This is a genomic window from Paenibacillus sp. Lou8.1, assembly GCF_024213565.1.
GTDB lineage: Bacteria > Bacillota > Bacilli > Paenibacillales > Paenibacillaceae > Paenibacillus > Paenibacillus polymyxa_B.
In genome coordinates this window covers 106057-132605 of the sequence record NZ_JANAVN010000006.1, presented here as the reverse complement: position 1 = coordinate 132605, position 26549 = coordinate 106057, and the positions used below count along the sequence as shown (strand labels likewise).

21 protein-coding genes and 1 other annotated feature are annotated in these 26549 nt (G+C 46.4%); of the genes, 18 read left to right on the top strand and 3 right to left on the bottom strand.

Going from position 1 to position 26549, the window contains the following annotated elements:
- The first annotated feature begins 133 nt into the window (after positions 1–133).
- Positions 134–390: a binding site (T-box leader), on the top strand.
- Between the two features lie 61 nt (positions 391–451).
- The gene (leuS, locus tag NLX78_RS10390) at positions 452–2890 is read left to right on the top strand and encodes a leucine--tRNA ligase (RefSeq protein WP_254350320.1); all 2439 of its coding nucleotides are present in this window, start codon (positions 452–454) and stop codon (positions 2888–2890) included.
- Here the strand turns inward: leuS and comER are convergent.
- Positions 2871–3716 (bottom strand): late competence protein ComER, encoded by an 846-nt coding sequence (gene comER, locus NLX78_RS10385; RefSeq protein ID WP_028540440.1) that lies wholly within the window; start codon positions 3714–3716, stop codon positions 2871–2873. The genes leuS and comER overlap by 20 nt on opposite strands.
- A 295-nt stretch (positions 3717–4011) precedes the next feature.
- On the opposite strand from comER, the gene NLX78_RS10380 reads away from it, so the two are divergent.
- The 7 genes from NLX78_RS10380 to holA all read left to right on the top strand — a co-directional run bounded on the left by NLX78_RS10380 (position 4012) and on the right by holA (position 12697).
- Positions 4012–4659, top strand: coding sequence for a ComEA family DNA-binding protein (locus NLX78_RS10380; protein ID WP_254350319.1), 648 nt, complete (start codon positions 4012–4014; stop codon positions 4657–4659).
- Between the two features lie 88 nt (positions 4660–4747).
- Entirely contained in the window at positions 4748–5266 is a 519-nt protein-coding gene (locus tag NLX78_RS10375) for a deoxycytidylate deaminase (protein ID WP_025723414.1), read from the top strand.
- Positions 5267–5522: 256 nt separating this feature from the next.
- Positions 5523–8102 carry a ComEC/Rec2 family competence protein gene (locus tag NLX78_RS10370; RefSeq protein ID WP_254350318.1) on the top strand — a complete coding sequence of 860 codons (2580 nt, stop codon included), beginning with the start codon at positions 5523–5525 and terminating at the stop codon, positions 8100–8102.
- Between the two features lie 126 nt (positions 8103–8228).
- The gene (locus tag NLX78_RS10365) at positions 8229–9218 is read left to right on the top strand and encodes an iron-hydroxamate ABC transporter substrate-binding protein (RefSeq protein ID WP_254350317.1); all 990 of its coding nucleotides are present in this window, start codon (positions 8229–8231) and stop codon (positions 9216–9218) included.
- Positions 9219–9446: 228 nt separating this feature from the next.
- On the top strand, positions 9447–9995 hold the full coding sequence (locus NLX78_RS10360; RefSeq protein WP_013311184.1) for an RNA polymerase sigma factor: 549 nt from the start codon (positions 9447–9449) through the stop codon (positions 9993–9995).
- Positions 9992–11452: a zf-HC2 domain-containing protein gene (locus tag NLX78_RS10355; RefSeq protein ID WP_254350316.1), complete on the top strand. Its 1461-nt coding sequence runs from the start codon at positions 9992–9994 to the stop codon at positions 11450–11452. The genes NLX78_RS10360 and NLX78_RS10355 overlap by 4 nt, the downstream gene beginning before the upstream one ends.
- Before the next feature lie 213 nt (positions 11453–11665).
- Positions 11666–12697 (top strand): DNA polymerase III subunit delta, encoded by a 1032-nt coding sequence (holA, locus tag NLX78_RS10350; protein WP_029515366.1) that lies wholly within the window; start codon positions 11666–11668, stop codon positions 12695–12697.
- A gap of 142 nt (positions 12698–12839) precedes the next feature.
- On the opposite strand, the gene rpsT is transcribed toward holA, so the two are convergent.
- Positions 12840–13112, bottom strand: a complete 273-nt coding sequence (gene rpsT, locus NLX78_RS10345; RefSeq protein WP_013311181.1) for a 30S ribosomal protein S20 — start codon at positions 13110–13112, stop codon at positions 12840–12842.
- Positions 13113–13310: 198 nt separating this feature from the next.
- Between rpsT and gpr the strand changes: the two genes are divergently transcribed.
- The 6 genes from gpr (at position 13311) to NLX78_RS10315 (ending at position 20452) form a co-directional block, all read left to right on the top strand.
- A complete protein-coding gene (gene gpr / locus NLX78_RS10340) occupies positions 13311–14312 on the top strand; it encodes a GPR endopeptidase (RefSeq protein ID WP_254350315.1) in 1002 nt (333 codons plus the stop codon).
- A 223-nt stretch (positions 14313–14535) separates the two neighbouring features.
- Positions 14536–15795, top strand: a complete 1260-nt coding sequence (locus NLX78_RS10335) for a stage II sporulation protein P (protein WP_069290028.1) — start codon at positions 14536–14538, stop codon at positions 15793–15795.
- A gap of 27 nt (positions 15796–15822) precedes the next feature.
- Positions 15823–16335, top strand: coding sequence for a hypothetical protein (locus tag NLX78_RS10330; RefSeq protein ID WP_254350314.1), 513 nt, complete (start codon positions 15823–15825; stop codon positions 16333–16335).
- 71 nt (positions 16336–16406) lie between these two features.
- A complete protein-coding gene (gene lepA / locus NLX78_RS10325; RefSeq protein ID WP_029515362.1) occupies positions 16407–18221 on the top strand; it encodes a translation elongation factor 4 in 1815 nt (604 codons plus the stop codon).
- Between the two features lie 409 nt (positions 18222–18630).
- A complete protein-coding gene (gene hemW, locus NLX78_RS10320; protein ID WP_039272303.1) occupies positions 18631–19818 on the top strand; it encodes a radical SAM family heme chaperone HemW in 1188 nt (395 codons plus the stop codon).
- Positions 19819–19975: 157 nt separating this feature from the next.
- The gene (locus NLX78_RS10315) at positions 19976–20452 is read left to right on the top strand and encodes an N-acetyltransferase (RefSeq protein WP_013311174.1); all 477 of its coding nucleotides are present in this window, start codon (positions 19976–19978) and stop codon (positions 20450–20452) included.
- An 89-nt stretch (positions 20453–20541) separates the two neighbouring features.
- Here the strand turns inward: NLX78_RS10315 and NLX78_RS10310 are convergent, their stop codons facing one another.
- Positions 20542–21102, bottom strand: coding sequence for a hypothetical protein (locus NLX78_RS10310; protein ID WP_254350313.1), 561 nt, complete (start codon positions 21100–21102; stop codon positions 20542–20544).
- A 327-nt stretch (positions 21103–21429) separates the two neighbouring features.
- Between NLX78_RS10310 and hrcA the strand changes: the two genes are divergently transcribed.
- The 4 genes from hrcA (at position 21430) to dnaJ (ending at position 26465) form a co-directional block, all read left to right on the top strand.
- Positions 21430–22461: a heat-inducible transcriptional repressor HrcA gene (hrcA, locus tag NLX78_RS10305; RefSeq protein WP_013372178.1), complete on the top strand. Its 1032-nt coding sequence runs from the start codon at positions 21430–21432 to the stop codon at positions 22459–22461.
- A 121-nt stretch (positions 22462–22582) separates the two neighbouring features.
- Positions 22583–23155: a nucleotide exchange factor GrpE gene (gene grpE / locus NLX78_RS10300; protein ID WP_254350312.1), complete on the top strand. Its 573-nt coding sequence runs from the start codon at positions 22583–22585 to the stop codon at positions 23153–23155.
- An 87-nt stretch (positions 23156–23242) separates the two neighbouring features.
- Entirely contained in the window at positions 23243–25087 is a 1845-nt protein-coding gene (gene dnaK / locus NLX78_RS10295) for a molecular chaperone DnaK (RefSeq protein ID WP_013311171.1), read from the top strand.
- Between the two features lie 247 nt (positions 25088–25334).
- On the top strand, positions 25335–26465 hold the full coding sequence (gene dnaJ / locus NLX78_RS10290) for a molecular chaperone DnaJ (protein WP_069290025.1): 1131 nt from the start codon (positions 25335–25337) through the stop codon (positions 26463–26465).
- Positions 26466–26549 lie beyond the last annotated feature (84 nt).

The window sequence follows — 26549 nt, the reverse complement described above, 5'->3', positions numbered from 1 at the left end:
TTCGAAGTTATTATAAAACATTCGTATGCATGTGTCATGAACAATTAGTATGAAGAGGGTCTTTAACACCAAAGCTAGTCCTTATTTGACTTTTTTCGCGGTTTTCAATATAATAGTGCCATTATTAACGGTTAAACAATCGCTGATGAGGAATAGTAGCTTTGTCTGGACATATAGAGAGCCGGCGGGTGGTGCAAGCCGGTTGACAGCGCAAAGTGAACTCGCCTCGGAGATATGCGTCCAACGCAGGAACGCCTTTACAGGTGCTTGTATCCTGTTATTAACCCGCATCGGATCACCTCCGTTATCAGGTGCAAAGGGAGTAGAACGCGAAGAACGCTTTCTGCTAACTAGGGTGGTACCACGGGAATATAACCTCTCGTCCCTAGCGCTGACACGCTACGGGATGCAGAGGTTTTTTTGTTGCATACCGTTTGAGGAGGAAAAGACAATGACAGACACACAGCCGAAGCACGGCTATCAACCGCAAAGTATTGAACCAAAATGGCAGAAATATTGGGATGAGAACAAGACGTTCCGCACCGGGGAAGAGCCGGGCAAACCGAAGTTTTATGCTTTGGATATGTTTCCGTACCCATCTGGAGCCGGCCTGCATGTAGGCCACCCAGAGGGCTACACAGCTACGGATATTGTTTCACGTTATAAAAGAATGCGCGGCTACAACGTATTGCATCCGATGGGTTGGGACGCCTTCGGTCTGCCTGCCGAGCAGCATGCGCTGGATACAGGGGAGCACCCACGCGAAATTACGGTGAAAAACGTAAATAACTTCCGCCGTCAAATCAAATCGCTCGGCTTCTCCTACGACTGGGATCGTGAAATCAGCACGACGGACCCTGATTACTACAAATGGACACAGTGGATCTTCATCCAGCTGTACAAGCGCGGCCTTGCATATGTAGCTGAAGTACCCGTGAACTGGTGCCCAGCGCTGGGAACAGTGCTGGCGAATGAAGAAGTTATTGACGGCAAGAGTGAGCGTGGCGGTCATCCGGTCGTCCGTAAACCAATGCGTCAATGGATGCTGAAAATTACGGAATACGCGGATCGTCTGCTGGATGATCTGGAGGAACTGGATTGGTCTGAGAGTATTAAGGATATGCAGCGGAACTGGATCGGTAAGTCTACCGGGGCAGAGGTTCGTTTTCCAATTGAAGGCTATGACGAGCAACTCACAGTATTTACAACCCGCCCAGATACACTGTTCGGCGCAAGCTACTGTGTGCTGGCACCAGAGCAGGAATTAGTAGATATTATCACTACGCCTAAGCAAAAGGATGCTGTACAACAGTACCGTGAACAAGCTGCTCGTAAAAGCGATCTGGAGCGTACGGATCTGGCCAAGGATAAAACAGGCGTATTCACAGGAGCTTATGCAGTGAACCCGGTGAACGGCGAAAAGCTGCCGATCTGGATAGCTGACTATGTACTGGCAGGCTACGGAACTGGAGCGATTATGGCTGTACCTGCTCACGATACGCGTGACTGGGAATTTGCCAAGCAATTCGGATTGAATATCATTGAGGTTGTCCAAGGTGGAGATGTGGCTAATGAGCCATATACTGAGGATGGACCGCACGTCAATTCAGGCCCGCTGAATGGACTTACCAATGAGGAAGCGATTCCGAAGATGATTGAATGGCTGGAAGCCGAGGGCAAAGGACACGGCAAAGTCACCTACCGCCTGCGTGACTGGCTGTTCAGCCGTCAACGCTATTGGGGCGAGCCGATTCCGGTAATTCATCTGGAGGATGGAACGATCAAAACGGTTCCTGAGGACCAACTTCCGCTCGTACTGCCGGAGATGGACAATATTAAGCCTTCAGGTACAGGTGAATCCCCGCTGGCGAACGCAACAGATTGGGTGGAAACCATTGATCCTGAGACAGGTATGAAAGCACGTCGCGAGACGAATACAATGCCGCAATGGGCAGGAAGTTGCTGGTATTACCTGCGCTTTATTGATCCGAAAAATGACAAAGAGCTTGTATCCAAAGAGAAACAACGTGAATGGATGCCTGTTGATTTGTATATTGGCGGAGCGGAACATGCGGTTCTTCACTTGCTGTATGCCCGTTTCTGGCATAAGGTACTGTATGATATCGGCGTAGTGGAAACGAAAGAGCCTTTTTATAAGCTGGTCAACCAGGGTATGATTTTGGGCAACAACAATGAAAAAATGAGTAAATCACGCGGTAATGTCATTAATCCTGATGATATTGTCAATACATTTGGCGCCGATACGCTGCGTATTTATGAGATGTTTATGGGGCCGCTGGAAGCGACCAAGCCATGGAATGAGAATGGGGTAGAGGGAGCACATCGTTTTCTGTCCCGCGTATGGCGCCTGTTTGTTTCGGAGGATGGTAGCCTGAATGATAAAATTACAAATGACGGCGGTAGTGATGAGTTCAATCGTACTTGGCATAAAACGCTGAAAAAAGTAACCGAAGATCTGGATGCGCTGCGCTTCAATACAGCGATCAGCCAGCTGATGATCTTCACCAACGATGCATACAAAGCAGACCTTCTGCCGCGTGCAGCAATGGAAAACTTCGTGCAAATGCTGTCGCCGCTTGCACCCCATCTGGCTGAGGAATTGTGGCAGCTGCTGGGGCACAATGATAGCATTACCTACGCGGCTTGGCCTGCTTATGATGAAGCATGGACGGTGGACGCCGAAGTGGAAATTGTTGTGCAAGTAAATGGTAAAATCGTACAGCGTGCAACGATTGCCAAGGACCTTGATGCTAAAGCGATGGAGGCATTCGCTGTGTCGTTGGACAATGTTCAGCAGGCACTGGCCGGCAAAACGATCCGCAAGGTAATTGCTGTTCCAGGTAAGCTGGTTAATATTGTTGCCGGTTAATCGGCTTTAAGCCGAAGGAGACATCTACCTTTTGCATATCCTCTTCATATTTGTTGTGCGTGGCCTGTATCAGCTCGGGAAAGACGCTATGCAGGCTGATGTCCAACAATGCGAGAGCTTCGGCGGTAATACCTCCGGGAACCGCCACTCTGGCCTGTAACTCGGCTGGTGTCATCCCGCCTTCCGTGAGCAGCTTTCCAGTGCCGATGATCATTTCACCGGCCAGGGCGCATAGCTCCGTACGGTCTATACCTGTAGCTTGAACTGCGGCTTGAATCCACTGGTCCATAAAAAAGGCCAAGAAAGCAGGACCACAACTCGAAAAATCCGACGTGATCCGAGTATAAGATTCTTTAACCCGAATCGGCCTGCTGATGTGGGACATAAGCTCTTCCAGAAGGGTGCGATCCTCCTCTGTAATCCGGCTTCCATGGATGCACAGTGAGGCTCCGCTGCCCACTTGGTGGGTGATACTTGGAATAATTTTGGACACTTTGGCTTTCAGTGCATGTTCCAAAATACGAATCTGCACCGGGCTTGTGATAGATACGACGATTTGCTCTTCTGTAATGACGTTGCGTATTTCATCCGTTACGGCTTTTGATTCCAGCGGCTTCACACAGATAAACAGAACATCGCTTTCCGCTGCCGTTTCACGGTTGCTTTGGGCTGCATGCAAACCTGGATAGCGACGGGCTAGCTCGGTTACCTTGGAATGCGTTCGATTGCTTGCTGATATTTGCTGCGGCTTGAGTGCGTTAGAATTAATAAAAGACTCAATTAGCAGACTTCCCATGCTGCCAGTCCCGATAAATCCAACTTTCATTGTTCAACGTCCTCCTTTCATACTTTGCGGTATAGACGCTGTGCTGTCAGCTGTCATTCTTCTTAGTGTATGCGCCTGGTCTTGGCCGACATGACGAATTTTATGTCTGAGCATGTTAGATCGTCCCCGGGGTCGTACCACTTTTTTGTGAAAATGCTCACAGCGAGACCGTATGGAGGTTGTTTGCACCCTCCGGTTTAACGGGAATTGGACAGACTTGCTCTGTTTGATTGAGACGGTGTTTTCAGTCGGCTCAATTTCCCGAAATCCATGTGGAGTAGGGGACGATACGGAAATGAAACGTGTATGGACAGGAACAGCGATAACGCTTGCTGTAATCGGGAGCGGACTTATTTTATTTGCCGGAGGACAGCGCTCTGAGCCGCAAGAAGAGTGGACTTTACTTAACCATAAGGTGGAGCAGGCTGTGGCGATGGAGGCAGAGCCAAATGAGTCGCAGCGCAGCAGTGACTACGCCCAAAAAAAGCCTGGTGTAAAAGAACCTTCAGACAAAGCTGAGCGCAGTAGGAATGCCGAAGCCGCTGACAATGTGAAACGTGATACTGTGCAGATTTCTACTGGTGTATCTGCTGCTGTGAGCGAAAACTCTATTGCGGGAAATTCAAGTACCGTAAAGCAGTCAGGTGTTGCGAATCCGAGCTCAGGCACAGGTATTGTTAGTTCGAGTGGTGCAACGACGAGTAGGACCAATAGGGCAAGTGATTCGGTTACTACACCCGATTCCGGCGAAAAAAAGGTAAACATCAACACGGCGACTGCTGCTGAGTTAATGGAATTACCAGGGGTTGGGGCTAAAAAAGCCGAGGCTATACTGAACTACCGTAATCAGCACGGGGCGTTCAAACGTGTGAACGATTTGGATCATGTAAAGGGAATCGGAGCTAAAATGTTGGCTAAAATGAAGCCGTATGTCAGTTTGTAACTTATATAAGATTATAATGTACAGGTCCTGAGAACGGCGGTAGCGGATATGGTTTACGTTTTAACTTGTTTATACGGGAGAGATGGAAATGAGTGCAGATGTACGCAAGGACTGGGACACCTATTTCATGGATATCGCTTATATGGTATCCACCCGTTCGCGCTGTGCGCGGCGTCATGTTGGAGCCGTACTTGTACAAGGTAAAAAGCTTTTGGGGACGGCCTATAATGGAGCACCATCCGGGGTACCTGACTGTTCTGAGGCAGGCTGCATGATCTCAGAGGAGTATGAGGTCGTTCACCGTGATGGGCGTGAGGAAATGGTTAAGAAGCAGCGTTGTATTCGCACTATTCATGCGGAGCAGAACCTGCTGCTGTTTACTGACCGAATTGATCGTGAAGGCTCTTCAGTATATGTCACCGACCAGCCATGCTGGACGTGTGCCAATATGTTGGCGAACAGCGGTATTGTGGAGATTGTATACCACCGACCTTATCCCAAAGATGCCGACAAGGTTCGTGCTATGATGGAGGAAAAGGGAATCGCCTTTCGTATGCTGAAAACCTATCATCCACCAAAAGAAACGCTGATGGATGTAATGAATTAAAAAAGTAAACGAGGAAGAACCTCTGACGAATGCTATTTTGTCAGAGGTTCTTTTTGTTTTGTGTTTTTTGGACAGAAAGCAATGTTTGCTACCGGAAGGTGATTGTATTCAGGCTAAGCTTGTGTTAACTAGACCTATATTGACCCTTACTGTTTGTTGGATTACAGGAAGTGCGGGAGCATGTCTGTATTCTGGACATATGCTTTTGTTCCTCTGGGCGGGGGTTACCCTGATCTTTCCGCTTATAGCTTTATGGATGAAAATGCCCATCCGGCATATGGTATTACTTTGGCTTGCATTCAGCGGTGGTGGATTTCATTGGTTTTGGCATGATACGCATAATGTTAGCAGTATTCCCGATGCTCTTCATGTATCGTCTTCTATGGTGGAAGACATGCCTGTTCAAGTAGCAGGGCTTATCGCTTCTAAAGTACAGGTAGATGGTGATCGAACACAGTTTGAGATGAGAGTCACCTCAATCAATCACTACGGAAGTCATTCGAAAAAGGACGAGAATCGTGCACTAATTTCTGAACAGGTCATTGTTCATATCAAGTTGGCTGCCAAGCAGGAACAGCAACTTGCGGCAGCGTGGCAACGTGGAGATGCAGTCGTACTGCGTGGCACCTTAAAGGCTCCTACAAAAGCGGGGAACTTTGGTAGCTTTGATTACAGTGAATACCTGCACACACAGGAAATCCACTGGCTTTTCAAAGGCGATGGGGCAGCTTCGTTACAGAAGCAGGAGGCTTCACTATGGAACCGCTACACTTTGTTCAGATGGAATGATCAGCTAAGGGAGCAACTAGGGCAGAGAATGGAATCGGCATTTACATCACTTCATCACGCAGGATATATGAAAGGACTGGTGCTTGGGGTAACAGATGAGTTGGACCCAGCAACGTATAACGAGTTTACGAAGCTTGGTTTAACGCATATTTTAGCAATATCGGGCATGCATGTGGCGGTATATGCAGCTACACTATTATATTTACTCAAGCTACTAAGAGTTAGCCGCGAGACATCTCTTACAGTCGTTTTGATACTCATTCCGGCTTATGTCCTGCTGACAGGTGCTTCTCCCTCTGTTGTGAGGGCGGGAATTATGGCGATGATCGGCTTGTTTGCAGCCCGACGAGGTGTGCTCAAAGACGGACTTAATATTTTAAGTATATCCGCGTTGCTCATGCTGATTTGGAATCCATATTATCTACTTAGCGTCAGCTTTCAGCTTTCCTTTTTGGTGACAGGTGGGTTGCTCATTTATATGCCGCTTATGAAGCCGTTTTTCGCCAAATGGCCTTTCCTAATCGGAGGTGAGGTTGCGATTACAATTACGGCACAGCTTGTTTCGTTTCCAATGACGGTATTCTACTTTAATCAATTTTCGCTGTTATCACTTGCGGCCAATTTTGTGCTAGTACCCCTTATTACATATATCGTGCTTCCATTAGGTACAGTGGCGATGGGGATTGCCTTTTTGTGGGAGGATGGGGCTCGTATTCTTGCGTGGCCGGCAGAGCAATTGAACGATTTGACCTTTTTACTAGTGAAATGGCTGAATGTGGATGATGCTTATGTGAGTATTTGGCCGTCTTCCTCCATCCTGTGGGTCATGGCGTATTACGCGGCTCTGTATAGTGTTCTGTACTGGCTCAAAACGTGGCTGACATCTCGCAGGCAAACAGACGATAATTCTGTTTTGAATTCCACTCCCATATCATCACCGGTGTATACGGGATTAGCAGCTTCTGCCGAATGGGCTGCTGTTTTGAATACGGCTCATGAACCTGAGGGGGCAGGGAAATTTGCGCGTCGACAGTGGAATGGTTATCGTCATTTGGCACTGGCTCTAAGTGTTATCGCCTGGCTTGGCATATTGTATACAGGTTATCAATCTCCTGGTGGAGGAAATACGGGAACTGTTCAATATCTGGATGTGGGCCAAGGTGACAGCATTTTAATTACCACGCCGGGCGGGAAACATATTTTGGTGGATGGCGGGGGTACAATGGACTTTGCTACAGGGAAAAATGCTTGGCGCAAACGCGCAGATCCCTACGAGGTAGGTGAAGATACGATTGTACCCTTGCTAAAGCAACGAGGTGTACATCGGCTGGACGCTGTCATTTTAACACACGGAGATCATGATCATGCAGGAGGACTACAGGCTGTGCTTGACCAGATTCCCGTATCTACCTTGTTTTTTAATGGTACCCTGACAGATAAAGCCCCATTCCGTAAGCTGTTGAACACGGCTTTAGACAAGCAGATTAAGCTGTACGGTGCACATCATAGTATGGAATGGGAGCCAGACCAGGCTACGAAAATCCGCTTTCTCTATCCGTTTACGCTACCGGAGGACGAATCTGAGCAGTTGCCTGTTATGAAGGAGCAAAATCATTACTCTGTTGCCATGATATTAGAGATGGAGGGAGCCTCGTTTTTGTTCACAGGAGATATGGATGATGCAGCAGAGTCGTCGTTGCTCTCTGAATTAACTCGTTTTTCATCAAGTGTGAAAGATAAGGGAGTAACGGGGGCTGTGGGGAAAGCTGTAGATGTCATGAAAATAGCACATCACGGTAGCAAGTATTCCACCTCGGAAGAGTGGTTATCCTACTGGCGACCGAAAGTATCCGTTATTTCGGTCGGTGCGACCAATACTTACGGACATCCGAATGAAGCGGTATTGGAACGTTTATCGGCAGTTGATTCTGCTATATATCGAACAGATACGATGGGAGAGATACAGATTCGAGCACAGCAAGGAAAACTGAGTGTGCGCTACCAACGCAAACAGTACAAAACAGATACTAATACAACAACATACTAAAACGGGTGCTCACTCTCAGGAGTGGGCTGTTTGCTTTGAATCCAATCTGCATGGACAGTAGCTGTAAGCTTTGATAGAATCATATGAGTAATGAAAATGAGAATCATTATTAACGGGAGGAATATTGTGAGTTATTTTAAATTTAGAGCATCAGCTTGTTTGTTCATCATTTCGTTAATGCTGGTATTGAGTGCATGCGCTACAAGTGGGGGTGGGACTGTAACAGAAAGCGGTCAATCGACTGCTTCCAAGACCACATCAATTGGAGATGAGGCTGCCACACGTACATATGAAAGTGATAAAGGTACAATTACTCTTCCTGAGCATCCCCAGCGTGTCGTAGTAGCAGTCGGTGATTATGTAGGTGATGGGCTAGCACTTGGTATTACACCTGTAGGGGCTCCAGATACCGTATTTAATGCTCCATATTATAAAAAATACTTGAATGGTGTTGAAAATATCGGTGACAGCTCCGCATTGTCCCTTGAAAAGGTAATCACCCTAAAGCCGGATCTGATCATTACCTATGATGAGAAAGCATATGAAAATCTGAAAAAAATAGCGCCTACAGTGTTTATCCCATATGGTAAATATCAATATAAGGACCGTCTGATGGAGCTGGGCAAAGTGTTAAACAAGGAGCAGGAAGCGAAGAATTGCCTGGCTGATTTTGCAACCAAGATTGCTGAGAAGAAACAGGCTTTGTCTGACGTCATTGATTCGGGTAAAAAAATCGCTATTTTTGAGATTACAGGAAAAGAATTATATCTATATGGAAAATCTTATGGACGTGGAGGAGCCATACTTTATGATGAGCTGGGACTTCATGCTCCTGAGAAGGTAGAAAAGGCAGCGTTCGAGAAGGGGTGGGCCAGCATTTCAATAGAGGCTTTACCGGAGATGCTGGCCGATGCCGATTTTTTAATGTTGGGTATTCGAGGCGACGGAGCAGACCAAGGAAAAGATATTTTATCTAAAAGTGTGTGGAAGAACCTTTCTGCCGTTAAATCAGGTAAAGTATATCAATACTCAATCGACGATTTTTATTTTCAAGATCCGATTGCTCTGACTTATCAATTAGAACTCATATCTGATTTTTTGGTTTCCAAGAAGTAACAATATGATCCTGCAGCTCGATAGGCTAGCATTTAGATGTATGTAGGAGCTAGGGGAAGGTGACTACCTTCCCTTTTTCTGTTATTCTAAGGGAGGATATGCTGGGGATTCTGGGCTTTTTGGTATAATTTTTTTTGTTAAAAAAATAAAATTAGTGTCAGACGTCTATCCTGCAACAATTTGCAAAATGGATACGTCTGTAATATTGCAGGGAGAGGGGGATCCTTTGTGGTAGAGCAGGGACTCATTCGAGCCGCTCAATCGGGCGATCGCGACGCTCTCATTACCCTATTAAGAGAGATAGAACAGCATGTGTACCGTACGGCATATTACATTCTAAACAATGAGCAGGACGCCATGGATGCTTCACAAGAAGCCCTCATACGGATCTATTCCAAAATTAACTCTTATGAGGAAAAAGCGCAGTTTAAAACCTGGGTCCAACGCATTGTAACGAATATATGCATCGACAAATTCAGAAGAACGAAGCCCTCGGTTTCCATTGACGAGCACGACATGATATTCAACGATCCCCAAAATGTGGAGGTCGAGGTGTTGACCTCTTACATGGCACAGGATGTTCGTGAGGCTATACAACAGCTTCCGGAGCACCACCGGACGGTAATTGTCTTAAGATATTTGCAGGACTTCTCCTATAACGAGATTGCAGATTCTCTGGATTTGCCGCTAAATACGGTCAAGTCATACTTATATCGTGCAAGACAGCAATTGCAAGGGCTACTTCAGGAATATCAGAAAGGTGGTGTATCAGGATGAAGTGTGGGGAAGAGGTGATGGATTGGATGCAGCGTTATGTGGATCATGAGCTGGGCGAAGAAGAAACGTCCCAATTAATGAACCATATTGCGACTTGCCCGGACTGTGCGGAAAAATTTCTTATTCTTCAGACACTCTCTCGCGAGCTGGAGGAATTGCCTGCGGTTTCCCCGGCGTTCAGCCTGGTGGATTCCATCATGCCTCAGCTTGATGCCATTGACCGCGCACGTGAAGAGCAGGGAAGTGCGCTTCAGGAAATGCAGCCTGTGGCTGTAGAGCCTGGACCAGTGCCTAGACAGCGTACCCAGCCTACACCTTGGTGGAATCGAATGGCTGGGCGCGCTGCTATGGGCGTGGCTGCCGCTGCTGTTGTGCTGGGTATTGTAGTATTTAACTTCGAGCCTAAAACAGTGCAGGATGCGGAAGGCATACTTACAACCCAGTCGCCCGAAGTGACGAATCCGCAAAATCAGACGGAAATTACAGATACAGCCAATGGCAGTGGAGGCCGTGATGCAGCCATTGGTTCGGATTCTACACAGCAGCCATCAGAGCAGGGGCAAGGAACGGATGCATCTCAGCCACCTGCGGATAAAGAACCTGACCTGAGCAAACAAGGTGCGACCAATGCAGACGATGAAAAGAACTCTTCCAAACGGGATGCTGGGAAACGTGACGATCAGCGAGCTGGGGAGGAAGATTCGACGAAGTCTGCACCAGCTGAACGTTCTTCTCGTCAGGAGGAAGGGCAGGGACAGCTACGTACGGATCGTCAGATGACAAAGGAAAATCCGTCTGCTGCAGATGCTTCTAAATCTGAGGACAAACAGTTAAGTCAGGAAAAATCTGATCAACCTACGATTGCATCTGATGAACAGTTAGAACCGAAAATGGAAAAAGCGCCCCTAGCGGGTACGGGTACGGCTCAGGACGGTAATAACGATAGCACGAGTACGAATGATTCATCTTCGTCGCTTAGTCAGGAATTGAAGGTGCAGGAGCGGATTGCGTCAAACGAAACGTCGAAAGACACGACTTCCAAAAGCATCACTAAGGATTCGGGGAATACCTTGGGAACGGATAGCAGCAATGCAGCTTCTAATGATCAGCAATCATCCGTGTCACAAGACCCCGTTCGTAAAGAAGGCTTTGTATCTAATTCACTGGTCTCTCCAGACAACGATAATGCTTCCAGCTATAGTGCCCAATCCGCATCTACAGATCAGCTCAACTCGCCTGATGGTAGCTATGCGGTGGCTATTGAGGGCAAAAAGCTGAAAGTGTATAAGCTTTCCGATAACGGTGTAGACCGAACAACCCTGGAAGTCCGTACTTTAAAAGGTGCCTGGGTCAAAGGAAGCTGGTCAGAAGATAGCCAGACCTTTATGTATGAGACGGAGCAGGATGGGACAGCAAGTAAATATACGTACACCGTCCCGCGCAGCACTGGAAAATAGTTTCCGTAAGTTGACACACTTTTAAAAACAGAGAATAAACTATATGAACCGACGTCGTATCCCGACGGCCGAAAGTTTCTAGAGCTTTCTGCTGCCGTGTTGATATAGATGGTGGTGAAGGGATCCTGCCTATAGGCAGGGTCCCTTCGTTTGTATCATGACTTGCCTTCCGTTCGGATGTCGGGTACGATCAGTGGGTGGGGGGAACGGAAAATGGATGTAAAAACAGCCTCTAAGGCTATTCGCAAAGGCGACATTTCGCCAGTGTATTTGCTATACGGCAGTGAAAAATATCAAATGAAGCAGTTTGTTGAGATGCTTAAAGAGAAAGTGGTGGAAGAGGAGCACCGTGACTTCGCCATCATTCCTTATGATTTAACCGAAACGCCCATTGAGGTGGTCGTGGAGGAGGCAGAAACAGCGCCTTTTCTGGTACCAAAGAAGCTGATTATTGTACGGGATACCAGTGTATTTGCAGCAGGCAAAGATAGCGGTAAGATAGAGCACCGGCTTGAGACGCTGTTGACTTATATGGATAACCCGACTGACTATAGCGTCATCGTTTTTACGGTTCAGGCTGAAAAGTTGGATGAACGGAAAAAGATTGTCAAAAAACTGAAAAGTGATGCTTCGGTTATTGCTTTTGCTCCAATGGGTGGAGATGATCTTGTGGCTTGGATTCATAAGCGTGCAGGAGAAAGAGAAGTGCAATTGGCTGCAGGAGCTGCTGAAAGCCTCATTCAATTCACAGGTACCGGGCTGCAATCCTTGGCTGCTGAGATAGACAAGCTCTGCTTGTACGCAGGAGCACAGGGAACCATCTCATCTGCTGATATAGAATCCCTGGTGCCTCGTAACACAGAGCAAAACGTATTTGCGATGGTTGAGGATCTGGCTAATTTGCGGCTGGATAAGGCACTCAGTATTTTCTATGAGTTGCTTAAGCAAAAAGAGGAACCGATCAAGATTGCCGCTTTGATCACGCGCCAGTTCCGTATTATGTTGCAGGTCAAAGAGCTGGCAGGTCAAAGCTATTCCCAGCAACAAATTGCGAGTCAGCTTAGTTTGCATCCTTATGGGGTGAAAGTTGCAGGAGACCAAGCCCGGAGGTTTCGCCCTGAGCAGCTGCGTCAGCTTCTCTACGAATTGGGCGAGCTGGATTATCATATGAAAACAGGTGTCGTTGACAAGGTACTGGGATTGGAGCTGTTTTTGATGAAAATGGGTGCGGGGGCTTCAATCTAATTCCCCCCATGTGCTGTTATAGAGTCAGCTAATGTATCGTGAAAAGCTGACTCTATAAATTAATAAAAGTTATAAACTAAAAAAACCTGATCAGCCAAGGCTGGTCAGGTTTTTTTCATTAACGTATGAAAGTAGCTCTTGCTTACGCTTGAGCTGTAAGAGCGTTAAGTTTTTTCGCCAAGCGGGATTTCTTGCGAGCAGCTGCATTTTTGTGGATCAGACCTTTAGTTACAGCCTTGTCCAGCTTTTGGGAAGCTACTTTGAAAGCAGCAGCAGCAGTTTCAGCTTCGTTACCTACCAACGCTGTATCGGCAGCTTTTACTGCTGTACGAAGCGCAGATTTTTGGGAAGCGTTCAACGCACGGCGTTTGTCGCTAGTTTTAACGCGTTTGATAGCGGATTTGATGTTTGGCATTACATTCACCTCCTGTAAAGGCATTACTTATGAACACAAACGTTTCACAACTTAAAATATTTTAGCATGCCACACCTCAAATTGCAATAAGAAAACATTCTGAGGCGATGCGAATTACAGGATGAAAATGGATGTGCATAAACCTGTTGGGTGTCTCGCACACTATAGTCAAAGATGGTATCCAAGGAGGCTTAAAAGATGGATCTGGATTTGCAGAAGTATGCGGTACGCACGGATTTGGCATTAGAGGCAAGAGAACTGGCCGAACGGGATCAGCCTATACCTCTGGCGGGCATAAGTGAGAACGTGGAGGAAGATAACGGAATCAAAATCACACGGCTGGATGTACTGAATGAAGAAGGAGCCAACCGTATTGGGCGGGTACAAGGACATTACGTCACGCTAGAAGTACCCGGCTTGCGTGAAGGCGACACGGGGCTCCAGCAACGTGTCGCTATTGCATTTGCAAAAGAAATGGAGCATTTTATACAAAAAATAGGAATCTCTAATACGGCAAAGGTACTGGTGGTAGGTCTGGGCAACTGGAACGTCACTCCCGATTCGCTGGGTCCGCTTGTCGTTGAAAATTTAATGGTGACTCGTCAATTTTTTGAACTAACACCTGATCAAATCAACCCGGGCTATCGAGATGTGAGCGCAATTGCACCCGGCGTCCTGGGTATTACGGGGATCGAGTCCAGTGAAATTGTTCAAGGCATCGTGGATCGCACAAAGCCAGAACTGATTATTGCCATTGACGCTCTGGCGTCACGTTCACTGGAGCGCGTCAACACGACCATTCAGGTGGCCGATATCGGGATACATCCAGGTTCAGGTATTGGCAACAAGCGGCGCGGTATCACCAAGGATATTATGGGCGTTCCGTGTATCGCTATCGGCGTACCAACAGTATGCTACGCTTCGACCATTGTCAATAACGTAATTGAACTGATGAAAACACATTTTACCAAAGAAAAGGCTTCTACAAAAGCAATCCTGGGGATGTTGGACGATATTTCAGAACCTGAGAGACTTGGGCTGGTGAGAGAGGTCCTACAACCGCTGGGGCATGATCTGATTGTGACTCCTAAAGAGATCGATGAATTTATTGAAGATATCGCGAACATCATTGCTACTGGATTGAACGCTGCTCTGCACGAAGCTGTTGATCCTGGCAATGTCGCCGCCTATACGCATTAATCAAGGGTTGGTAAAATCGTATTTCATACACAATAGTCTCTATTTAACAGGAATCTAATCTCTTTCAAAAAGGGAGGTGATATACCTGTAGTAGAGATTTTTTGTGTTCTAGCAATTGTTCTCCGTTCATAGAGTTGAAGTATAAGAGATTTCCGCAGCAGATAGGAACCCTATGTTCCTAAATAAAGCGGGTTTCGACGGGACGAAGGAGGACAAGGCCCACATGAAAAAAATTCAGACCTGGAACGTCGGAAGATGGAGAAGAAAAGGTATCGAAATTTTGGCGATGGGACATACGCTTGTGCTGCTGATCATGGGCTCGGCGCTTTTATTTGTCGTTTTGGGGCTAGGGGGATTGGCAGAAAATCGTCTACAAACCTCTCCTGTTTCTTCCATGAAAGGATTGGCAGGTTCGGTGTCCAGCGGTTTTTTCGCGGATATGCTAGGTATGGAAGTACCTCATTTGGCACAAAAGAAGCAGCAATCTTCGTTGTCGGGTGAACAATGGTCGCCTTTTGTTTTTCAGATGCTTACAGGTATTAATCCGCAGGATCCCAAAAGTCTCATTTCTCGTGAGATTCCTGGCATGTCTGCAGGAGCACCTGTCTTGCTGCGCAAGGGTTCGGGGAACACCAAGGTAGAGGGTCCTACGGATTATCAGCCCGATCAGGGGACGACGGATGCCCCTGGTGGCTCAGATACATCTGAGAATCCACCAACTACTACGCCGGATATTCCGACAACACCGGAAACAGACCCGGTACGTGAGGATCATCCAGGTGATACAGCCAAAGGGGACAAGCGTATATTAATCTACCATTCTCATCCCAGAGAAGCATATAACCCACTACTCAGCAAAACCAGTTCCAATCCTAATTCAGGTTCTAAATCAGCTAATGTGTCAAGGGTAGGGGACTTTGTAAAGAAGAGACTGGAAAAGCAAGGGATATCCACGTTGCATGTAAACAAGGATTATGCCACTACAGTTCAAAATTACAATTGGAACTACTCCTATAAATATTCACGCGAAACAGTCAAGGAAGCTTTAGCTGGAAATAAAGGTTTAACTTATCTGCTTGATATCCATCGAGATTCACAACGTCACGGAAAAACAACAGCAACCATTAATGGGCTTTCCTATGCCAAGGTATATTTTATTATCGGGCATGACAACAAAAATTGGCGCGAGAATGAAGCTTTTGCTGCTCGTATTCATGAAAAGCTGGAAAAATCGTATCACGGCGTATCACGTGGTGTATGGGGGAAAGATGGTGGCAAAGGCAACAACGGTGAGTACAATCAAAGCTTGTCTTCCCACAGTATTTTGATCGAAATCGGGGGTATTGACAACACCGAGGAGGAGTTAAAACGTACCTCGGACGTTTTGGCGGACATGATCGGTGAAGTGTATTGGGAAGATCAGAAAGCTCAGAAAGCGGGCACTAACGTATCGGATACAAAAAAGAGCAACAGCGGCAATTAAATGAGGTAGCGGTAAGGGGGAAGGGTAATGTCTGGACATTTTCGTAAGAAAGCACTTGGATTTGTACTGCTCATGGGGGCAGGTATTCTACTCGGTATGCAACTGGCAGGATCTGGCCTGCGTTCAGTGTATGGACCGGAATGGAACGGGGATACGATTCAATCGGTAAATCAACAGAAAGTCGGATATGAACAGACGGTTATTGAGGATACACCCGCAGCTAACACTCGTGCATATAGCGGTACGTATAGCACAAGTGGAAATGTTAAGGTTGAGCCGACAACGGGAGCGGGTATAAACGAAGCTAGTGGAAGGGAAGAAAAAGAGGAACAGACGGAGCACGGGGCATCCAGGTGGTATTCGACGACTGCGCAGCATGTCAATACTCAGGGCCTGGAGACACCGCGTGAACTGCTGGCCGTCAAGGAACAGCAAGCCTCGGTGGATACCATGGCAGACAAAACAGCTGGGTTGCTTCAAAACCTGTCGAGACAGGGCATTCGATGGGTCGTATCTGTATTTGATGGAGTAACAGAATAGAAATATTGCTGCCCCCCCTTACAACTGCTATAATAAGCTGATTGACACTAGGCATTGTGTGGGGGTAAGGCATGACTGACATTTTGGCAAGACAACGTAAAATTCGGAACTTTAGTATCATTGCACATATAGACCATGGTAAATCCACGCTGGCTGACCGGATTTTAGAATATACCGGTGCACTCACTTCTCGTGAAATGCAGGAGCAAGTGCTTGACCAGATGGAACTGGAACGGGAGCGCGGAATTACGATCAAGCTCCAGGCAGTGCGACTCACTTATAAGGCCGATGACGGCGAAGAGTACATTTTGAATTTGATTGATACACCGGGACACGTCGATTTTACGTATGAGGTATCCCGTAGTTTGGCAGCCTGTGAAGGTGCTTTGCTGGTAGTAGACGCAGCGCAGGGAATCGAGGCACAGACGTTGGCTAACGTATATTTGGCGTTGGATAACAATCTGGAGATTTTGCCGGTGCTTAACAAGATTGATTTGCCAAGTGCTGATCCTGAGCGGGTAAAACAGGAAATCGAGGATGTTATCGGCTTGGATACAAGCGAGACCGTACATGCTTCAGCCAAAGCTGGAATCGGTATCAAGGAAATTTTGGAGCAGGTAGTCAGAAGTGTACCTGCTCCGCAAGGTAATCCGGATAACCCGCTCAAGGCACTCATTTTCGATTCGCACTATGATCCTTATAAAGGCGTTATCGTATATGTTCGCGTCGTGGATGGTAGTATCCGAGCCGGTTCGAAAATTAAAATGATGGCGACTGACAAAACGTTTGAGGTTATTGAAGTTGGTGCTTTTATGCCGCGTATGAACATCGTGGACGAGCTGAATATCGGTGATGTTGGCTTTATCGTTGCCGGAATTAAGCATGTAGGCGATACGCGTGTCGGGGATACCGTGACAGATGCAAAAAATCCAACATTAGAACCGATGCCAGGTTATCGCAAAATAAATCCGATGGTATATTGTGGTCTGTATCCAATCGAAACATCGGAGTATAACGATCTGCGTGAGGCACTTGAAAAGCTACAGTTGAACGATGCTTCGCTCAGTTTTGAGCCGGAAACATCAAGCGCGTTGGGCTTTGGCTTCCGTTGCGGATTCCTTGGTCTGCTTCATATGGACGTCATCCAGGAGCGGATTGAACGTGAATTTAACATTCCGCTGATTACAACAGCACCAAGCGTTATTTACCGCATAAAGTTGACGAATGGGGAAACGATCCAGATCGACAACCCATCGAATTATCCGGAAATCGGACGGATTGAACATGTGGAAGAGCCTTATGTTAAAGCAGGCATTATCGTCCCTAATGATTACGTAGGTACGGTGATGGAGCTTTGTCAAACCAAGCGTGGGGAATACGTAAATATGGAATACCTGGATACGACACGGGTAACCATTACGTATCAAATTCCGCTGTCTGAAATCGTATATGATTTCTTCGATCAGCTTAAATCAAGTACCAAAGGCTATGCTTCCTTTGATTATGAGATTTCAGGCTATCGCCAGTCCAACCTGGTGAAAATGGATATTTTGTTGAATGGCGAGCAGGTCGATGCGCTGTCGTTCATCGTGCATAGAGATCGGGCTTATCATCGCGGACGTATTATCTGTGAGAAGCTGCGCGAGCTAATCCCGCGTCAAATGTTCGAGGTGCCGATCCAGGCATCTGTGGGAACAAAGGTTGTGGCGCGTGAAACCGTTAAGGCGATGCGTAAAAACGTCTTGGCCAAATGCTACGGCGGCGATATTTCTCGTAAACGGAAGCTGCTTGAAAAGCAAAAAGAGGGCAAGAAGCGTATGAAGCAGGTCGGTAACGTAGAAGTACCACAGGAAGCATTTATGGCGGTACTGAAAATAGATGAGTAAAGCTGCTTGAAGTATTCGTCCATTCTTTCATGGGGCATTTGCCGTGCATGGAGAATGGACGTTATTTATTTGAGCAAGCTATCCAGAGATGGAGTGTTTGTTATCTCAGTTGCAAAAATAGTATATCAACAGCATCTTTAGCGTATTTCTAAAGATGCTTTACTCTTACTGCAACACCTACACCACAAAAAAATGACCGATGGTGGTAGGCAGCAGCGGAGTGGATGGAATCGTTCTGAAGAAGCGTTAGCGTTCGCCTTTATCCCCGGATTTTACCCTATTAAGTTTATTTAGAAAGAAAAAATCCGGGGGTAACAGCGATCGGAAGAATGATCCATCCACGGAGCGTTCTCCCCCTCTTCGCCATTTTTTTCAATCACCACACTCTGAATTGACAAGGAGGATCGGTATGACCGCATCCATACAAAAACATGAACATTCATCCGCGCCTCAAGCGGTTTACCTGCATATACCTTTTTGCACGAATAAATGCTTTTACTGTGATTTCAACTCTTATGTGCTCAAGGATCAACCTGTTATGGAATATCTGTATGCACTGGAACGAGAAATGGAACATACAGTCAAGCTTCACCCGCCAGGAGAGATTAAAACCATTTTTGTCGGGGGTGGAACACCAACAACCCTAAACCCGAAGGAAATGGAATATTTTCTGAAGAGTGTCCGAACCTATTTCCCACATTGGGCGGAAGATATTGAGTTTTCCATGGAAGCCAATCCAGGCACCACTGATTTTGAAAAACTCTCTGTGATGAAAGAAGGCGGCGTCAATCGACTGAGCTTTGGTGTACAGGCTTTTCAGAATGAGCTACTCACAGGCATAGGACGCATTCACAGTACAGATGACGTATATCGTAGTTTGGAAAACGCCCGTAAGGTCGGCTTGGACAACCTGTCGATTGACCTGATGTTTGGTTTGCCGAATCAAACGGTGGACATGCTGCATGAAAGCGTGAGTAGAGCACTAGAGCTGGAGCTTCCTCATTACTCTATCTACAGCTTGAAGGTTGAAGAAAACACGCTCTTCCACACGTTGTATCAGAAAAATCAGCTACCGCTTCCACACGAGGATGATGAATTGGAAATGTATTTACTTCTCATGCGTCGCATGAAAGAAGCGGGTTATGAGCAGTATGAGATTAGCAATTTCGCAAAACCAGGTTTGGGGAGCAAGCACAACATGACCTATTGGCGAAATGAAGACTATTACGGTCTTGGCGCAGGGGCACATGGATATGTTGGCAGAGAGCGTCATATGAACATTAAGGGTATTAACCCTTATGTGGAGGCTAGTCGTAATGGTTTGCCACGTCTGGATAGCTTTGAGGTGCCAGCGGCGGAAGCTATGGAGGATTTTCTTATGGTCGGTTTGAGAATGCTAGAGGGCGTTTCTAAGTCCCGCTTTGAAGCTCAATTCGGTCAGGCGTTGGAGGATACATTTACTGCTCCTCTCGGAAAAATGCTCAATGCCGGGTTAATCGAATCCATTGAGGACGGTTATCGTTTGAGTGAACGCGGCATTTTATTCGGAAATGATGTATTTGCAGAGTTCATCGGTTCTATCACGGTAAATTCATAAGTCGTAGGCTTCAGTACAGTACGTTTCAACTTTATAAGCTGGGATGATCATTTTATAACACCATTCTGTCATAGCAGGGTAAATGGAGTATTGCGATTCTATGCGTTATGTTGTATATTTATTCATTATATGCGGCAAGCGGCAGGAGGAGAGCAAGATGGCTTCAGTGTGTAAAGATGTATTGTGCAGAAGTGCGGTTCCTGAGGATGTGGAGCCTTTATATCAAATGATTAGCGGCTATGCAGAGCGGGGGATTATGCTGCCACGTTCGAGGGAAGTGCTTACGCGCCAACTGGAGCTGTTTATTGTTGCAGAGGTGGACGGCGAAGTTGTTGGTTGTGGTTCTTTATGCAAATTGGGCGCTGATCTGGTAGAGATTCGCTCCCTTGGCATCTCTGAGGGACACAAAGGTATGGGTATTGGCTCCAAGCTCGTGGAGGGCCTTATTATAGAAGCACGGCGGCAACGTATTCCTAAAATTATGGCATTGACCTACGAGGTCTCCTTTTTTATAAAAAACGGTTTTGATGTAGTAAGCAAAGAGATTTTCCCTGAAAAGGTATGGACCGACTGCATTCACTGTAGTAAACAAAACAATTGTGATGAAATCGCAGTGTTGAAAGTACTGAACTGACCTGTCAATAATGAGGTCAGTTCTTTTTTCCTCAGGACCTAATCATGCGTATATTATACAGCCTACATTGTTTAATCCTGATTCATTTCTCATATGTTTGTGAGCAACCACCAAATGAATTGATGATGAGGATCCAGTTCGGAAGGTATTCCATTCAGGCTTCTTATGGGATGGTCCTTATGATAATCAGTATCATTATAAAAGTATGCAGTGCCGTCTAATGGAACTCGGTGTTTATATTTATACAAGGCGACAACATATCTTTCAGACGCTCCGCTTCTGCTTGGACTATATGTATATCCTCCCCAATCGGCTAGTGTTAAATCATCGTAATGTTGTATTGCCGATATACTGTATTTTATTTGCTTGGGAATACTTGGACTGAATTCTTGAGGGTAAAACAAAATGGTATTCCATATGCTTAAAAGTATTGTAGGAACCAAGATTAAGGTACAACACAGGGGGCTTAATTTACGAATTAAATGGATGACTGAAATAATAAGGGCTGCATTCAGGATGAATACCAATGGCAAAGCAACTATTCTTCCTAGTCCTGTATACGGAAACAACTCAATTAAAATCTGAAACATACAAATTGTAGGTAAAAGTGCGATCGATGCGTATAAAAGATTGCGGCGATTAGTTTTCAAATTTAATTCCTCCTCAAGGACAAAGAAGCTATAATGGTATGGAGACATAGTCTCGAATTTTTCTATTTTCTGTGTCACTATACATAAATACGGTTTTTATGCGCTGGATATTGAGATTTTTCGTGAAAAAGTGTAAACGTTGTGGATTCATTCCAGTAAACTAAACTGTTGTGATAAATCTTGTTTATTGAAAATACTGAACTGACTTGACAATGATCAGGTCGGTTTGGTATTTTTGTATTAACGGTTAGCACTCATCGCGAACGAGTGCTAATGATTCCATTTAACAATCATGCTATTATGGATAAACAACAAGGGGGGATTCGCTTGTTAACCGAACGTCAGAGACTCATTCTGAATGCGATTATTGATGACTACATTCGTTCGGCTGAGCCAGTGGGTTCCCGCAGCATATCCAAAAGGCAGGATGTCGGATTCAGCCCGGCCACGATCCGTAATGAAATGTCGGATTTGGAGGAACAGGGCTATCTGGAGCAACCCCATACTTCTGCGGGACGCATCCCGTCTCATAAAGGTTATCGTTATTATGTGGACCATCTGGTGCCACTGAATACACTGAAGCCTATGGAAATGCGGGAACTGAAAGCCTTTTACGCCGAAAAGCTGAATGTAATGGAGCAAGTGATCCAGCATGCGTCAGGCATTTTGTCCCATATGACCAATTATACTTCCATCCTGCTTGGGCCGGAGGTTTTTCATACTTCATTGCGTCATTTTCAGCTGCTGCCGCTCAACGAAACGACGGCTGTGGCGATAATCGTGACCAATACCGGTCAGGTGGAGAATAAAACGGTAGATATTCCACCGGGAATTTCGATTTCTGAGATGGAGAAGGTTGTGAATTTACTGAACAGCAAGCTGGTCGGTGTGCCGATTTATCAGCTTAAATCACGCCTTTACACCGCACTTGGTCAGGAGATGGAGAAGCATGTGTCTCATTTTGAGGATGCTATGAAGGTGCTGGATAAAGCACTGGATAATGAATCGGATCAGCGCTTGTATTTGAGCGGTGCGACGAACATGCTCAATCAACCTGAATTTAAAGATGTAGAAAAGGTTAAACATATTCTCGATCTGCTGGAGGAAACACCAACGCTACTTAAACTAATGACACCTGTTGCCGGAGCACCTGAAATTCAAGTCCGCATCGGCACTGAAAATGATCATGAGGCGTTTGCCAACTGCAGCCTGATTACTGCCACGTATGCAGTAGACGGAGAAGCGTTGGGCACTATAGGCATACTGGGTCCGACACGGATGGAATATGCGAGAGTTATTAATATTTTGGGTATCCTGTCTAAGGATTTGACCGCAATGCTAACGCAGCGGTTTAAATAGAACAAGACCGCATAGGTTGCGGTACTACATGTTCCGCGCCGGGATACGGTTTGTATCCTGCGCGGGTGCATTGTTGCGTGTTTTTGTAAAGGTAGTTATGACTTGAAGGAGGTGAAACATTTTGAAGGAAGAACAAGCGTTCCAAGAAGAAAAACAACAAAATGTAAGCACAGAGGAAGCCGCCGAAACGAGCCAGCAGGAAGAGCCGGTTAATGAAGCGGCGACACTGGAAGACCAAGAAAGCGAAACAGAGCTGACTAAGCTTCGCGCTCAGGCGGAAGAGCATCAGCAACGGTTTTTACGCGCTCAGGCGGATTTTGATAATTTTCGCCGTCGTACGCTGAAAGAAAAAGAAGACCTTGCCAAATATGCATCTATGAAGCTGGTTACCGAGTTGGTGCCTGTTTTGGATAACTTCGAGCGTGCGCTGGCAACAGCACCGCAAGGAGCGGAGTCTGAGTCATTCAGCAAAGGCGTGGAAATGATTTTCCGCCAGTTTGAGAGTGTGCTTCAGGCAGAGGGAGTAACGGCCATGAATTCAGTGGGACAACCGTTTAATCCTGATTTCCATCAGGCTATTATGCAGGTAGAGAGCGAAGAGCATGAGGAAGGCATCGTCGTTGAAGAGGTACAAAAAGGATACATGCTGAAGGACAAGGTGCTTCGTCCAGCGATGGTAAAAGTGAGCATGTAGCTTTTTCAATATACATTAGAAATACATCATTTTGATTCAACCATTCTGGCCTGCGGGCCTCGTATATACAGAAGGAGGAATTGTCCGATGAGCAAAGTAATCGGTATTGACTTAGGTACAACCAACTCTTGTGTGGCTGTTATGGAGGGCGGCGAAGCGGTCGTTATTCCAAATCCGGAAGGCGCACGCACAACCCCTTCCGTTGTTGGTTTCAAAAAAGATGGAGAACGTACTGTAGGGGAAACGGCAAAACGCCAAGCAATTACGAACCCAGATCGTACAATCATGTCCATCAAGCGTCACATGGGTACAAATCATAAAGAAAGCATTGACGGCAAGGAATATTCCGCACAGGAAATTTCCGCTATGATTTTGCAAAAGCTGAAATCCGATGCTGAAGCTTACCTGGGACAAACGGTTTCTCAAGCTGTTATCACTGTTCCAGCTTACTTCAATGACGGTCAACGTCAAGCAACCAAGGATGCAGGTAAAATTGCCGGTCTGGAAGTTCTGCGGATTGTCAATGAGCCAACAGCAGCTGCATTGGCATACGGTATGGAAAAATCCGAAGACCAAACGATCCTCGTGTATGACCTGGGTGGTGGTACATTCGACGTATCCATTCTGGAACTGGGCGACGGTTTCTTCGAAGTTAAAGCAACAAGCGGCGATAACAAGCTGGGTGGCGATGACTTTGACCAAGTGATTATTGATTACCTCGTAAATGAGTTCAAAAAAGATCAAGGCATTGACCTGAGCAAAGATAAAGCTGCTGTACAACGTCTGAAAGATGCAGCGGAAAAAGCGAAAAAAGAACTGTCTGGCGTACTGACAACGACAATTTCTTTGCCGTTTATCACAGTAGCTGATGGCGTTCCACAGCATTTGGAGTTAAACTTGACTCGTGCGAAATTTGAAGAATTGTCTGAAGGTCTGGTAGAACGTACTTTGGGACCTACTCGTCAAGCGATGAAAGATGCAGGCATGAGTGCCAGCGACATCGACAAAATCGTTCTGGTCGGTGGTTCCACACGTATTCCGGCTGTACAAGAAGCAATCAAAAAGCTGACAGGTAAAGAGCCTCACAAAGGCGTAAACCCTGATGAAGTGGTAGCTTTGGGCGCGGCAGTTCAAGCGGGTGTACTGACTGGTGATGTGAAAGACGTCGTTCTCCTTGATGTAACTCCACTGTCCCTCGGTATTGAAACCGCAGGTGGCGTATTTACTAAAATGATTGATCGTAACACGACGATCCCTACGAGCAAATCGCAGGTGTTCTCGACGTATGCCGACAATCAGCCTAGCGTAGAAATTCACGTGTTGCAAGGTGAACGTGAAATGGCAGCAGGCAACAAAACGTTGGGTCGTTTCCAATTAGGAGATATCCCTCCAGCACCACGTGGTGTACCACAAATCGAAGTTACCTTTGATCTGGATGCGAACGGTATCGTGAACGTATCCGCTACAGATAAAGGCACAGGTAAAAGCCAAAAAATTACGATCACATCTTCCAGCGGCTTGAGCGATGAGGAAGTAGAACGTATGATGAAGGATGCCGAGTTGCATGCGGAAGAAGATAAAAAACGCAAAGATTTGGTAGAAGCGAAAAACGCTGCGGATCAACTGATCTACTCTGTAGACAAAACGATTAAAGATCTGGGCGAAAAAGCGGATGCAGGCGAAGTCGAAAAAGCAAATGCAGCTAAAGAAAATCTGCAAAAAACGCTGGAAACCGACAACCTGGAAGACATCAAAAAAGCTACTGAAGAACTGACTGAAATCGTTCAGCAATTGTCTGTGAAGCTGTATGAGCAAGCTGCTCAAGAAGCACAGGCTCAACAAGCTCAAGATGGCGCAGCAGACAGCAAAGGCCGCGACAACGTGGTTGACGCGGACTATGAAGTTGTTGACGAAGACCAGAAGAAAGACTAAGCTACGGATCGGGTAGTGGTAGCTTTACGGTACACCGATGCATTATGATATACTGAATAGTAATTGCAGCGTAGCTGCCTTGATAAATAACAATTAGCCGAAGGGTAACAGTTATTTCCAAGATAAATAAGCATATTACGGGTTGTACTGCCTTGAAATGATGGGAAGGTCAAAGCCGGGTCATCCCGTGCCTTTGGCTTTCCTTTTATATGTAGTGCAGACACGTTGTAGGCATGGGGGTGGAACATTGGCTGATAAGCGTGATTATTATGAGGTGCTGGGCGTCGCGAAGGGCGCTTCGGATGAAGAAGTCAAAAAGGCTTACCGTAAGCTTGCGCGTCAGTATCATCCGGACGTGAACAAGGCTGCGGACGCGGAAACTAAATTTAAAGAAGTGAAAGAAGCTTACGATGTTCTCAGCGATGGTCAGAAGCGGGCAAGATACGACCAGTATGGTCATGTAGACCCGAACCAGGGCATGGGAGGCGGCTTTGGTGGTGGTGCCGACTTCGGTGGCGGGTTTGGCGATATTTTTGATATGTTCTTTGGTGGCGGCGGCAACGGTCGACGCGATCCGAATGCACCGCAGCGTGGGAACGATCTTCAATATACGATGACGATTGAATTCAAGGAAGCGGTGTTCGGTAAAGAAACCGACATTCATATTGAACGTACGGAAACATGTGATACGTGTCACGGTACGGGAGCCAAAGCGGGTACTCAACCACAAACCTGCTCCGTCTGCCACGGTAGCGGACAGGAAGAAGTGGTGCAGAATACACCGTTTGGTCGTATGGTTAATCGACGCGCCTGCTCCAATTGCAGCGGTTCCGGTAAAATCATTAAAGAAAAATGTACGACTTGTAGCGGTTCGGGTCGGGTACGCAAGCAACGTAAAATTCATATCCGTATTCCAGCGGGTGTGGATGACGGCGCACAAATGCGTATTAACGGTGAAGGCGAAGGCGGTGTCAACGGAGGACCGGCAGGTGACTTGTACGTCGTGTTCCGCGTGAAATCGCACGACTTCTTTGAGCGTGAGGGAGACGATATCTACTGTGAAATTCCGCTGACGTTCTCACAGGCAGCATTGGGAGATGAAGTCGAGATCCCAACGTTGACCGAGAAAGTGAAGCTGAAAGTTCCAGCAGGTACACAAACAGGTACTTACTTCCGTCTTAAAGGAAAAGGTGTGCCAAAACTGCGCGGCGTAGGTCAGGGTGACCAGCATATTAAGGTCGTTGTGGTAACGCCTAGTAAACTGAGTGAGGAACAAAAGGATTTGCTGCGTCAGTTCTCTTCGCTTAGCGGAGAGCAGACACATGAGAATGAGCAGTCTTTTTTTGACCGTGTGAAGCGCGCCTTCCGAGGCGACTAAGCCCAATTAGGAATCGCGGAGCTTCAACCATGAATCAAAGGAAACTATTCCGCAATTGCGGGATAGTTCCTTTTTTTATATTCA